Annotated in this window: 11 protein-coding genes; 8 read left to right on the top strand and 3 right to left on the bottom strand. The window is 70.9% G+C overall.

The genetic code is table 11. The features are described 5' to 3' along the window. Positions 1 to 11: 11 nt before the first annotated feature. Positions 12 to 1,004 carry an ABC transporter permease gene (locus N5079_RS03550; RefSeq protein WP_261581916.1) on the bottom strand — a complete coding sequence of 331 codons (993 nt, stop codon included), beginning with the start codon at positions 1,002 to 1,004 and terminating at the stop codon, positions 12 to 14. Further along, complete coding sequence (locus N5079_RS03545) at positions 1,001 to 2,467, bottom strand: sugar ABC transporter ATP-binding protein (RefSeq protein ID WP_261581915.1); 1,467 nt, start codon at positions 2,465 to 2,467, stop codon at positions 1,001 to 1,003. Before N5079_RS03545 ends, N5079_RS03550 begins: the two co-directional genes overlap by 4 nt. Positions 2,468 to 2,705: 238 nt before the next feature. Between N5079_RS03545 and N5079_RS03540 the strand changes: the two genes are divergently transcribed. From N5079_RS03540 to N5079_RS03510, 7 genes are all read left to right on the top strand, one after another. Then, positions 2,706 to 3,773, top strand: a complete 1,068-nt coding sequence (locus N5079_RS03540) for a Gfo/Idh/MocA family protein (protein WP_261581914.1) — start codon at positions 2,706 to 2,708, stop codon at positions 3,771 to 3,773. Beyond that, positions 3,773 to 5,035, top strand: coding sequence for an ABC transporter substrate-binding protein (locus N5079_RS03535; protein WP_261581913.1), 1,263 nt, complete (start codon positions 3,773 to 3,775; stop codon positions 5,033 to 5,035). The genes N5079_RS03540 and N5079_RS03535 overlap by 1 nt, the downstream gene beginning before the upstream one ends. 30 nt (positions 5,036 to 5,065) lie before the next feature. Continuing rightward, positions 5,066 to 6,052: a carbohydrate ABC transporter permease gene (locus N5079_RS03530; protein ID WP_261581912.1), complete on the top strand. Its 987-nt coding sequence runs from the start codon at positions 5,066 to 5,068 to the stop codon at positions 6,050 to 6,052. Continuing rightward, a complete protein-coding gene (locus N5079_RS03525) occupies positions 6,042 to 6,884 on the top strand; it encodes a carbohydrate ABC transporter permease (protein ID WP_261581910.1) in 843 nt (280 codons plus the stop codon). The genes N5079_RS03530 and N5079_RS03525 overlap by 11 nt, the downstream gene beginning before the upstream one ends. 1 nt (position 6,885) lies before the next feature. Continuing rightward, on the top strand, positions 6,886 to 8,283 hold the full coding sequence (locus tag N5079_RS03520; protein ID WP_261581908.1) for an aldehyde dehydrogenase family protein: 1,398 nt from the start codon (positions 6,886 to 6,888) through the stop codon (positions 8,281 to 8,283). Then, entirely contained in the window at positions 8,280 to 9,290 is a 1,011-nt protein-coding gene (locus N5079_RS03515; RefSeq protein ID WP_261581907.1) for an NAD(P)-dependent alcohol dehydrogenase, read from the top strand. The genes N5079_RS03520 and N5079_RS03515 overlap by 4 nt, the downstream gene beginning before the upstream one ends. A 66-nt stretch (positions 9,291 to 9,356) precedes the next feature. Continuing rightward, the gene (locus tag N5079_RS03510; protein ID WP_261581905.1) at positions 9,357 to 9,719 is read left to right on the top strand and encodes a DUF2203 domain-containing protein; all 363 of its coding nucleotides are present in this window, start codon (positions 9,357 to 9,359) and stop codon (positions 9,717 to 9,719) included. A 220-nt stretch (positions 9,720 to 9,939) separates the two neighbouring features. Here the strand turns inward: N5079_RS03510 and N5079_RS03505 are convergent, their stop codons facing one another. Next, positions 9,940 to 10,794 carry a sirohydrochlorin chelatase gene (locus N5079_RS03505; protein ID WP_261581903.1) on the bottom strand — a complete coding sequence of 285 codons (855 nt, stop codon included), beginning with the start codon at positions 10,792 to 10,794 and terminating at the stop codon, positions 9,940 to 9,942. A 191-nt stretch (positions 10,795 to 10,985) separates the two neighbouring features. Here N5079_RS03505 and N5079_RS03500 point away from each other — a divergent pair, with 191 nt between their 5' ends. After that, positions 10,986 to 11,870 carry a ribokinase gene (locus N5079_RS03500; protein ID WP_261581902.1) on the top strand — a complete coding sequence of 295 codons (885 nt, stop codon included), beginning with the start codon at positions 10,986 to 10,988 and terminating at the stop codon, positions 11,868 to 11,870. Position 11,871: the final 1 nt, after the last annotated feature.

The raw sequence follows: 11,871 nt of genomic DNA, 5'->3' as shown, positions 1-11,871 counted from the left end.
CGGTGCTCCTGTCATCGGCGACCACCCCGATAGGCGTACAGGGCGACGGCGCCCACGATGATCAGGCCGCGGACGAGGGTGCGGAGGAACGGATCGGCCTGGAACTGGTTGAACACCGAGTCGACGACCGCGAGGATCAGCACCGCCGCGACCGTGCCGAGCAGCCGCCCCCGCCCGCCGGTGAGCGCCGTGCCGCCGAGCACCACGGCCGCGATCGACTCCAGGTCGTATCCGCCGTCGGGCCCGACCCACGGCGCGCCCGCGCCGAGGCGGCTGGCCAGGAACACGCCGCTCGCGGCAGAGCAGAGGGCGCACAGCACGTGCGCGAAGACCAGCACGCGGCCCGACCGGATGCCCGACATGCGGGCCGACTCCGGGTCGCCGCCCACCGCGTAGAGGTGGTGCCCGAACGGCGTCCTGTGCAGGAGGAACCACGTGACCGCGACGACCGCCACGAGCATCACCACCGACACCGGGATCCCGGCCACGAGGTCGTAGCCGAGGGCCTGGAACTCCTCCGGGACGGCTCCGGCGAAGTTGTCGAACGTCGCGTTGAGCAGGCCGCGCAGCACGAGCGAGACGCCGAGGGTGGCGATGAAGGGGTTGACCTTCAGCCGCGTGATCACCAGCCCGTTGGCGAGGCCCACGGCCACGCCGAGCAGCAGTGCGGTGAGCACCCCCGGCACGATGAGCCCGGTCTGGCCGGTCATCACGACCGAGCAGGCCACCGCGGACAGGCTCACGACGTAGGCCACCGAGAGGTCCAGCGACCCCGCGAGGACCACGACGGTCTGCCCGACCGCTACCAACCCGAGCGCGACCGAGCGGAGGGCGATGTTGCGCAGGTTGTCCGCGGTGCCGAAGTCGCCGCCCCGGGTGCCGGCCGCGACCCAGGCCACCACGAACACCAGCGCGAACACCAGCCAAACCGGAAGGCTGGTGCCCTCCGCCCGGCGTCTGAGGGAGGTTCTGGGAAGGGGGAGGTCGGCGGGGGATGCGTTCACGCGGCCCTCGCCCCCTGGGCGACCAGCATGATCTCCTCTTCCGGCGTCCCGGCGGGCAGCTCGCCCGCCACCGCGCCGTCACGCATGACCACGATCCGGTCGCTCATCCCGATCACCTCGGGCAGCTCCGACGAGATCATCAGTACGGCGGCGCCCCGGTCGGCCAGCTCCCGGATCACCTCATGGATGCCGGCCTTGGCGCCGATGTCGATGCCGCGGGTCGGCTCGTCGAGCACGTAGACAGTGGCCTCGGTGGCGAGCCACTTGGCCAGCACGACCTTCTGCTGGTTGCCGCCCGACAGCAGCCGGGACTCGCGGCGCAGGGCCTCGGGCCGCAGCCCGACCTGGTCCGCGATCCCCTCCAGCGCGGACCTCGCCAGGCCGCGGCCGAGCGCGCGGGTGGCGAGCCGGGCGTTGTCCGCCCCCCGCAGCCCCAGGACCAGGCCTTCGGCCTTCCGATCGGCCGTCAGGTAGGCCAGTCCCGCCCGGATGGCGGCGCGCGGGGAGCCGATCCGCACCTGACGACCGTCGATCTCCAGGTCGCCGCCCGTGAGGGGCGTCACGCCGAACAGCGCCCGGGCGAGCTGGGTGCGGCCCGAGCCCTCCAGCCCGGCCAGGCCGACGATCTCTCCGGCGCGGACCTCCAGGTCGACGCCGTGGAGCCCGGCCGCCCGGGCGCCGCGGAGCGAGAGCCGTACGGGACCGGTCTCGGACGAGCGGCGCTCGGGGTAGTAGTTTGACATCTCCCGGCCCACCATGAGCCGGGCCAGGTCCTCCGGGCCGGTCTCCGACACCGGCATGGTCGCCACCCGGCGGCCGTCCTTCAGCACGGTGACCCGGTCCGCCAGCTCGAACACCTCGGCCAGGCGGTGTGAGATGTAGAGCACCGAGCGGCCCTGGGAGGCCAGTCTGCGGACCTGAGCGAAGAGCGCGGCCACGTCGGCTGGGGGCAGCGCGGCCGTGGGCTCGTCCATGACCAGGATGCGGGGGTCGTAGGAGAGCGCCTTGGCGATCTCGACGGTCTGCTGCTGGGCGACGGTGAGGTGCCGGGCGAGCCGCTTCGGGTCGATGGCCTCGCCGCCGATGCTAGCGAGCAGCTCGGCCGCCCGGCGCTCCATGGCTCCGCGGTCCACCAGCACGCCGGCGCGGCGTGGCTCGCGCCCGAGCGAGATGTTCTCGGCGACGGTCCGGTCGGGAAGCAGGGTGAACTCCTGGTAGATGACGCTGATGCCTTCGGCGAGCGCCTGCCGTGGGTGAGTGAAACGCGCTTCGCGGCCGTCAAGGAGAATGCGGCCGCCGTCTTGCTGGTGGACGCCGGACAGCACCTTCATGAGGGTCGACTTGCCGGCTCCGTTTTCCCCGACAATGGCGTGGATCTCGCCCGAACGGCATTCCAGGGACACCTCGTCCAGCACGGTGGTGCCGAAGAAGCGCTTGGTGATGCCCTCCATAGAAAGGGTCATTCGGGACTCCCGGGCGTGAAAGTATCGGCCTCCGTCGGCAAGCGCTTTCCACCCAGTGGCCACCTTGCTGTGAAACCGGTTACTTGTCAAGGTGGTCACCATTGTTGATCACATGGTGATATTCCTTGACATGCTTGTTCTGTCCGGAGTACAAACCCTCTACCGCGTCGCTTGTAACCGCTTTCTCCGCGGTCTGGCGCTTTCCGCCCCTCCCTGAAGCGTCACCAAGGAGATCGACATGCGACTGGTCGCGGTCGGTGTGGGTGCCAACGTCTGGCACATGCACCTTCCAGGTGTGGCCGCCATCGGCGGGTCCGTCGTGGGCGTCCACGACGTGGACACCGAGAAGGCCAAACGGGCGGCAGCCGATCTGGGCTGTTCCGCCTTCGACGACTTGGACGGGCTGCTGGAGCAGCCCGCCGACGTCGCCGTCGTGCTGGCGCCGCATCGCCTGCACCACGATCTCGTGGTGCGGTGCCTGCGGGCCGGCCTACACGTCCTGGTCGAGAAGCCGATCGCGGTCACCGCGGCCGACGCCGACCAGATGTGCGCGGAGGCCGAGCGGGCGGACCGCCTGCTGGCCGTCGCGCTCCAGCAACGGGCCCGGCCAGAGGTGCGGCACGCCCAGCGGCTGATCGCGGAAGGTTTCCTCGGGGAGGTCCGCCGCGTCGAACTGGTGTCGTCGTGGCCCCGCCGGTCGTCCTACTTCGGCACCGCGCCATGGCGCGGAACATGGGCGGGGGAGGGCGGGGGCGTGCTGGTCAACCAGGGTCAGCACGACCTGGACCTGCTGTGCCTGCTCGCCGGCCTTCCGGACCGCGTCACCGCGCGGACCAGGGTCGTCCAGCATCCCGTCCAGACCCAGGACACGGCGGCCGCGCTGCTCGAGTGGGCAGGTGGGGCGTATGGCACGCTCCACGTGACCACGGCGGCGGCCGACGAGGTCCAGCGCATCGAGCTGACGGGCACGGCGGGCCGCATGCGGCTCACCCCCGGCAGACTCGACCTCTGGCGTAGCGCTGTGGACTTCCGCGACTACGCGGCCGACCCCGGCGACCCCTACGCCGCGCCGTCGGAGGAGCGCCTCGAATCCGTGACCGGACGTCGCGGGACTCACACCGACCTCTACGAGAACCTCGACCGGGCACTCCGGGGCGAGGAGCCTCCGCTGGGGGCCGGCCGTTCGGCACTGGCGGCAGTGGAACTCGCCAACGCCATCCAGCTCTCCGCGGACCAGCACGGAGAAGTTGACCTCCCGGTGAACCGGGATACATACCGCCGCTTCCTCGAAAGGGAGACCTCATAATGAACTGGACCTGTCGCGCCGTCGCCGCGATCGCCGCTTTATCCGCTCTGACCGCGTGTGGCTCCGGCGGATCCGGTGGTGACACGACAAAGCAGGACCAGGGGGGCAGTGACAAGGTCACCATCACCTGGTGGGACTACTTCGGCTACTCGCCGCAGTCCGACGCGGCGGTGAACGCGCTGATCAAGAAGTACGAGGACAGCCACCCCGGCGTGGACATCCAGCGCACCGCGATCGGTTTCGCCGACTTCCGCACCAAGTTGCTCCAGGCCGCCGCGACGGGCAAGTTCCCCGACATCGCCGCGATCGACAACAGTGACGTGCCGGTCTTCGCCTCGCAGGGCGCGCTGGCGGACCTGACGAGCAAGATGTCCACGTGGGCGAGCAAGGACAAGTACCTTGACTTCGTCATCAAGAGCGTGCAGTACGACAACAAGTTCTACGGCGTCCCGTTCCGGAGCAACACGACGGCGCTCTGGTACAACAAGGACCTGTTCAAGGCGGCCGGGCTCTCCACGCCCCCGCAGAACTGGGACGAGCTGCGCGCCGACGCCAAGAAGCTGACCGATTCCAAGCACTCCGGCATCTGCTTCTCCGCCGCGCCCACCGAGGAGGGCACGTTCACGTTCCTGCCGATGATCTGGCAGGCCGGCGGCGACGTCCCGACCCTCGGCGACCAGGCCAGCGTCGACGCGCTCACCTACGTGGACGCGCTGGTCAACAAGGACAAGAGCGCGCCGAAGTCCGTCCTGCAGTGGGGCCAGTCCGACGTGGGCGACCAGTTCGGCTCGGGCCTGTGCGCGATGATGTTCAACGGCCCGTGGGTGCTCGGCTCGGTCGAGAAGGGCAAGTTCGAGTGGGACGTCAGCCCGTGGCCGGCCGGTAAGGGCGGCACCGCCTCCCCGCTGGGCGGCGAGGTGTGGGCGGTCGGCAAGAACGCCAACGTCGACGCCGTCTGGAAGCTCACCGACTGGCTCGCCGACCCGGCGAACAGCCGTACGGAGATCTCCGAGGGTCTGAGCAGCATCCCGAACCGCAAGGACACCCTCGACGACCCGGCCTGGCTCTGGCACCCGATGGTGAAGGCGTTCGCCCAGCAGATGCCGTCCGCCCGGCCGCGCGGGGCCTACGGTCCGAAGTACGCCCAGATCTCCGAGGTCGTCTGGACCATGGAGCAGCAGGTCCTCTCCGGGGCGAAGAGCCCGCAGGACGCGGCCGCCGAGGCCAAGGGCAAGATCCAGCCCCTGCTCGGATCCTCCTGATAGGGAACAACGCATGATGCGAAGAAATTCATGAAGCCGGAAACGACCTTCGTGAAGCACGACGCGTCCTTCGAGAAGGGCACGGCCCCCACCCGGGCGGCCGTGCCCTCCCCGAAGAGAAGGGGCGCGGCGGCCCGCCGCGCCCTGACGCCGTACCTGTTCGTCCTGCCCGCCCTGGTGTACATGGCCGGGCTCCTGGCCTACCCGATGGTGCTCAACGTGCTGACGTCCTTCAAGGACGTCACCGCGGTCAACCTGCTCAGCGGCGACGGGCAGTGGGTCGGGCTGGAGAACTACCGGCAGGCGCTCGGCGACTCCCAGTTCGTCGACGCGGCCGTCCACTCGGTCGTCTACGCGCTCGCGGCGGTGGCCCTGCAACTCCTGATCGGCCTGGCGCTCGCCCTGTTCTATGTCCGCTCCTTCCCGGGCGCGACGGCGACCCGTTCGCTCTACCTCATCGGCTACGCGATCCCGATCGTCGTCTCCGCCGAGGTGTTCCGGTGGCTGCTCGACGGCAGGACTGGGTTCGTCAACTGGGTCTTCTCGCTGCTGGGGCTCCAGCACGAGCCGGTGTACTGGCTGGCCGACCGGACGTGGGCGCTGCCCGCCATCATCGGGATCCAGGTCTGGCTCGGCATCCCGTTCGCCATGGTGACGCTGCTGGCCGGGCTCACCGCCATCCCCCACTCGCTGCACGAGGCCGCGCAGATCGACGGCGCGACCGGCTGGCGGCGGTTCCGCCACATCACCGTGCCGCTGCTGCGGCCGACGTTCCTGGCGGCCGCGATCCTCAGCCTGATCTTCACGTTCAAGAACTTCGACCTGATCTGGATCGCCACGCAGGGCGGTCCTGCCAACGCCAGCGAGGTGCTGCCGACGCTCGCCTACAAACTGGTGTTCCTCCAGTTCCTGTTCGGCAAGGGCGCGGCCGTGCTGAACGTGATCTTCCTGGTGCTGCTGGTGCTCTCACTGCTCTACCTGGCCGCCCTTCGCAGGGAGGAGGATCATGCCGCCTAGCAGCCGGACGGTCAGACGCTCGGCCAGATGGTCGACCGTCGTCGGGATCGGCCTCGTCGCCGTCTACCTGTTCCCGATCTACTGGATGGTCACCGCGTCGGTGAAGACGCAGCCGGCGATCCGGGCGGTGCCGCCGCAGATCGTGCCCATCGACATCGACCTGTCGTCGTGGGTGGACCGCGTGTTCGGCGACCCGCGGGTGCTCCGCTACATCTTCAACAGCTTCGTGGTGGCCACCGGCACGATGCTCCTGACCCTGGCGCTGGCCGCCCCCGCGGCGTACGCGCTGGCGAAGCTCCGGCTGCGCGGCAAGTCGCTGCTGATGACGCTCAGCCTCAGCAGCCTCATGTTCCCGGCCATCATGCTGGCCACGCCGCTGTTCGTGATCTTCGGCCGGCTGGGCCTCACCGACAGCTACATCGGGCTGATCCTCGCGGACACCACGCTCGCGTTGCCGTACGCGATCGTGCTGCTGCGGCCGACCTTCGCCCGCATCCCCAAGGAGTTCTCGGAGGCGGCCCGCATCGACGGGTGCTCGGAGTTCGGCGCGTTCCTGCGGGTCATCGTGCCGCTCGCCCGGCCGGGGCTGGCGACGGTCGCCGTGCTGGCCTTCCTGTGGGGATGGGGCGACCTGGTATTCGCGCTGACGCTGGCGACCGAGGACAGCATGCGCCCGGTGACCACGGGCCTGTGGGGCTTCTTCGGCGCCAACACCAGCGACTGGGGCGGTGCGATGGCGTTCTCCACGCTCGCCATGCTGCCTCCTTTGATCGTGTTCTTGTGGTCCCAGCGGCTCGTGGTCGCCGGGGTCACGGCAGGAGGAATCAAATAAAATGAGAATCTCCGACGGCAGGCACTACATCGACGGCTCCTGGGTCCCCGGAGCGGCCACCGCGCCCGTGACCGAGAAGGCCACTGGCGCCGAGATCGGCACGTACGCCCTGGGTGACGCCGCCGACGTGGACAGGGCCGTGGCGGCCGCCGTACGGGCACAGCCCGCGTGGGCGGCGCTACTCGGCGAGGAACGCGCCGCGGTGCTGCGCCGCGCGGCGGCGATCCTGGAGCGGCGCGCCGACGAGTTCGAAGAGATGCTGATGCGCGAGACCGGAGGGGTCCGCGGCAAGGCCAGGGGCGAGATCAACGCCGCGATCGGCAAGTTCCTCGAGTCGGCCTCGCTGGCCAGGCGCGCCGGCGGCGACCTGCTCCCGGCGTTCAAGCCCGGCAAGCTCATCCTGAACCAGCGCGTCCCGCTCGGCGTCGTCGCCGCGATCATCCCGTGGAACTTCCCCATCGTCCTCGCGCTCCGCCCCCTGGGCCCCGCGCTGGCGCTCGGCAACACGGTCGTGCTCAAGCCGGCCGAGCTCACCCCGATCGCGGGCGGCCAGCTGCTCGTGGAGGTGCTGGAGGAGGCCGGAGCGCCCCCGGGCGTGATCAACCTCGTGACCGGCGACGGTCCCGACGCCGGCGAGCCACTGGCGGCGCACCCCGACGTCGCGATGATCCACTTCACCGGCTCGACCGAGATCGGCCGCCTGATGGCGCGGATCGCCGCCCGCGACTTCAAGCGCACCAGCCTGGAGCTGGGCGGCGACAACGCGCTCGTCGTGCTCGACGACGCCGACGTCGAGGCCGCGGCCTCCTGCGGCGCGTGGGCGTCGTTCGAGTTCCAGGGCCAGACGTGCATCACGGCCGGCCGCCACATCGTCCACGAGTCGGTCGCGGACGCGTACACGGACGCGCTCGTGGCCAAGGCCCGCGCGCTGACCGTGGGCGACCCGTTCGACGCCGGCGTGCGGCTCGGCCCCATGATCAGCGAAGGCCAGCGGGACCGGGTCGACGACCTGGTGGCCCGGTCGGTGAAGATGGGCGCGCGGCTGGTCGAGGGCGGCACGCACGACGGCCTGTTCTACCGGCCGGCGGTGGTCACCGGAGTCACCCCGGACATGCCGCTGTTCACCGAGGAGACCTTCGGGCCGGTCGCGGCGATCACGGTCGTATCGTCCGAAGAGGAGGCCCTGGAGCTGACCAACCGGTGCCCCGCCCTGGTCAACTCGGTCTACACGGGCGACCTCATGCGCGGTCTCGCCTTCGCCGAGCGGGTCCGCTCCGGGATGGTCCACGTGAACGACGCGATGGGCCGTCCCACGGGCGAGGAGGACATCGACGAGTTCACCCAGCGCCGCTGGATCGGCATCCAGCGCGCCCCGCTCACCTGGGAGGTCTCGTCGTGAAGGCCGTGCAGGTCATCGAGTACCACACCCCGGTCCACGTGACCGAGGTGCCGGAGCCGGTGGTCGCCCATCCCCTCGACGTGGTGGTGCGGATCGCCGGGGCCGGCATCTGCCGGACCGACCTGCACATCCTGGAAGGTCAGCTCGCCGACGCGTTCCATCCGGTCCTGCCGTACACGCTGGGGCACGAGAACGCCGGATACGTCGCCGAGGTCGGGTCGGCGGTGAGCTGGCTCGCCCCCGGCGACCCGGTGATCGTCCATCCCGCCGTCACCTGCGGGTTCTGTACGGCATGCCGGTCGGGCGACGACATGCACTGCCCGACCTGGCGCTTCCCCGGCGTGGACGGCTGGGGCGGCGGCTACGCCGAGTACATGCTGACCAGCGCCCGCTCCCTGGTGAAGCTGCCCGCCGGCGCCGACCCCGCCGCGATGGCCCCACACGCGGACGCCGGGCTGACCGCGATCCACGCGGTCAAGCGGCTGGCGCCGCACCTGCGCCCCGGCAGTACGGTCGCCATGATCGGCTTCGGCGGCCTTGGGCACCTCGCGATCCAGTTGCTGCGGCTCTACACGACCGCGCGGGTGGTCGTCGTGGACAACAGCGCCGAGCGGCTCAAGTGGGCCGAGACGTTCGGCCCCGACGCGGTCTTCGAGAGCGTGGCCGACATGGTCGCGCGGACCGGGGGCGTCGACGCGGTGCTCGACCTGGTGGGAGAGCACGACGTCCCCCGGGAGGCGCTGGCGGCCCTCCGCAAGGGCGGCGTGTACTCCATCGTCGGCTACGGCGGCGGGACGCACATCGACTTCCTCGACATGATCAACCGGGAGCTCACCGTGCTGGGCAACCAGATCGGCACCCACACCGAGCTGACCGAGCTGATGAATCTCGCGGCGCGGGACCGGATCCGGCTGGAGGTCCGCCGGTTCCCCCTCGAGGAGGTCGCCCACGCGCTGGACGAGGTGGCCGCGGGGCGCGTCCTCGGCAGGGCGGTGCTCGTCCCCTGATCGTCCGTTGATCATGGCAGCCGTCAATCACACTACGCACTGTCGCGACGCGATGGCGTCCGGGAGGTGGACAGGATCTTCACCGTAGACGAGGCCAAGGCAATCATGCCAACGGTGCTCGAACACGTCCGGGAGCTGGTGGCCGTCAGGGCCGACCTGGCCGAGCTCACCTATGACCTGAAACAGTCGGGGGTCTCCGCCATCGGCGGGCTCCCCGAGTCCAAGGCGCTCGAGGCCCGGATCGACGAGCTCCTCAGCTGGTTCGCCGCACAAGGCATGGAAATCAAGGGAACGGCGCCCTTGCTGATCGACTTCCCGTCCGTCCTCGACGGCGTCTCGGTCCGGCTCTGCTGGATCGAGGGGGAGACCGAGCTGGGGTGGTACCACCGCAGCGAGCTCGGCTTCACGGCCCGCCGCCCACTCCCATAACCCCGTTACCCAGATACCAGTTGCCCAGTTACTGAGATACCCAGTTTGCCGAGTCGCCCAGTTGCCGGTGCATGATCACGCACCCCCTCCCCGTGCGTGATCATGCACAGGCTCCCGCAGAGCCATCCCTACCTGCGTCCACCCTCTGCGTGATCATGCACGGTTTCCCATGAACGCCCGCTGAGCCGCGACGACCTCAGTGGTGATCATGCACCGCGCCCTACTCCGCCAGGTCGTCGAAGTCCTCGAACCCTCCGAACGTCGCCCCGTAGCGCACGCACACCATCCGGGCGACGGCCTCATGGGCCCCCAGCGCCGCGGCGCAGCCCGCCCCGATGGCCTCGGCCGCGGCCGTGATCCGCTCCTGGTCGGTCTCCGGCCCGATGACGTAGGGCACCATGGCCAGCCGGTTGGCGCCGATCTTACGCAGCCGCTCGGCGGCGTCCCGCACGGTCGGCACGCCGTCCAGCGCCGCCGGGACGACCGGAAGCGTCAGCCGGGCCGCGAGCAGCACGGCGGTCGCGTCGGCCCCACGCGCGGCTTCGTCGCCGCCCGCGGTCGCGACGATGATCCCGTCGACCGGCGACGTGACGTTGAACAGCCGCATGCGGTCCGCGCGGGCGAGGCCCGCCTCCGACAGCCGGACGTGCAGCGCCTCCGCCAGCAGCGGATGCGGCCCCAGCGGCTCGGTGATCTTGACGGCCGCCTCGCTCTGCCTCACGGCGTCCCGTACGGCCCGCAGGACCCGCGGGTGGGGCCCGGTGACGAGGGGGACCACCACGGCGGCCGGCCCGTCGGAGGGGCGCTCCGCGGCGATGGTGGTGAACTCCTGGGTCAGGTCGGCGCCGCCGTCGCCGAGCGAGACGAGACGAAGGTCTATCTGGGGGTTGTCCAGCCGTACGATGGCGGCGACCTCGGCCGCCACCTCCTCGGCCTTGCCGGGCACCGCCAGGACCAGAGCGGGCGCGTCCGGCGGCAGGTTCGCCGGTAGCGGCCGTCGGTGGCGGCCGGTCCCGGGCCGGGAGGATCGCTCCCGGATTGGGAGCTTCGGCGGCTCCTCGTGACCTTCGTTCACATCGGCGGATTCTAGGGCGAATCTGCTCGAATAGCAGAACCAACGCGCGGCTTGTTGCCGAGGGGTGATCAGCGAGCCGTACGGCCCGCACGCGGGGGCTGGGACATGGGCTGGCCGGGCCGCACGGCAGGATCGGTGTCCGGGGCCCTGAACGGCGGGGCGCTCCAGGCTGGGCTCGAGGAAGGACGCTCGTGATCTCGGTATTCGGCAGCGCCAACATGGACCTGGTGGCCTACGTCGCGACGGCTCCCCAGCCTGGGGAGACCGTGACGGGGCGGGCCTTCCGCACGATCCCCGGAGGCAAGGGGGCCAACCAGGCGATCGCCGCGGCGCGGGCGGGAGCGGAGGTCGCCTTCATCGGCGCCGTGGGCGACGACGCCTTCGGGTCCGGCCTGCGGGCGGCGCTCGCCGGCTCGGGCGTGGACACCGGTCGCCTGCGGGTGGCGCCCGGACCGTCGGGAATCGCCCACATCGTCGTCCAGGACAGCGGAGCCAACTCGATCATCGTTGTGCCCGGGGCCAACGGCGCCGTGACCGGCCCCACCCCCGAGGACGCCGAGGTGATCGCGCGATCCGGCGCCCTCCTGCTCCAGCTGGAGCTGCCGATGGAGGCCGTCGTGGCGGCCGCGCGGGTGGCCGCGGTGGCCGGGGTCCCGGTGGTCCTCACCCCGGCGCCCGTCGTGCCGCTCCCGGGCGGGCTGCTCGACGCGGTGGGCCTCATCGTGCCCAACGAGCACGAGGCGGCCGCGATCACCGGTCTGGCGGCCCCTGACGCGGCCCTGGAGGCCCTCCTGGACCGGGTCCCGGAGGCCGTCATCACCCTGGGGTCCAAGGGCGCGCTGTACGGCTCCCGCGACGGCACCCGCCTCTGGGCGCCCGCCGTACCGGTGAAGGCCGTGGACACCACGGCGGCGGGGGACACGTTCGCCGGGGCGCTCGCGGTCGCGAGGACCGAGGGGCTCTGCCCCGAGGACGCGCTCAGGTTCGCCTCCGCCGCCGCGGCGCTGTCGGTCCAGCGGGAGGGCGCGAGCACGTCCATGCCCCACCGTCCCGAGATCGACGCCGCCCTCGCGTGAA

The organism is Planotetraspora sp. A-T 1434 (genome assembly GCF_025420585.1).
In the GTDB taxonomy this organism is placed as follows: Bacteria; Actinomycetota; Actinomycetes; order Streptosporangiales; family Streptosporangiaceae; genus JAOEGB01.
The sequence above is the reverse complement of the archived record's forward strand: the minus strand, read 5'-3'. Positions and strand labels throughout refer to the sequence as shown.

Coding starts and splice junctions, on each gene's coding strand:
- N5079_RS03545 (WP_261581915.1), bottom strand. CDS start 2,467: ATGACCCTTTCTATGGAGGGCATCACCAAGCGCTTCTTCGGCACCACC.
- N5079_RS03540 (WP_261581914.1), top strand. CDS start 2,706: ATGCGACTGGTCGCGGTCGGTGTGGGTGCCAACGTCTGGCACATGCAC.
- N5079_RS03535 (WP_261581913.1), top strand. CDS start 3,773: ATGAACTGGACCTGTCGCGCCGTCGCCGCGATCGCCGCTTTATCCGCT.
- N5079_RS03530 (WP_261581912.1), top strand. CDS start 5,066: ATGAAGCCGGAAACGACCTTCGTGAAGCACGACGCGTCCTTCGAGAAG.
- N5079_RS03525 (WP_261581910.1), top strand. CDS start 6,042: ATGCCGCCTAGCAGCCGGACGGTCAGACGCTCGGCCAGATGGTCGACC.
- N5079_RS03520 (WP_261581908.1), top strand. CDS start 6,886: ATGAGAATCTCCGACGGCAGGCACTACATCGACGGCTCCTGGGTCCCC.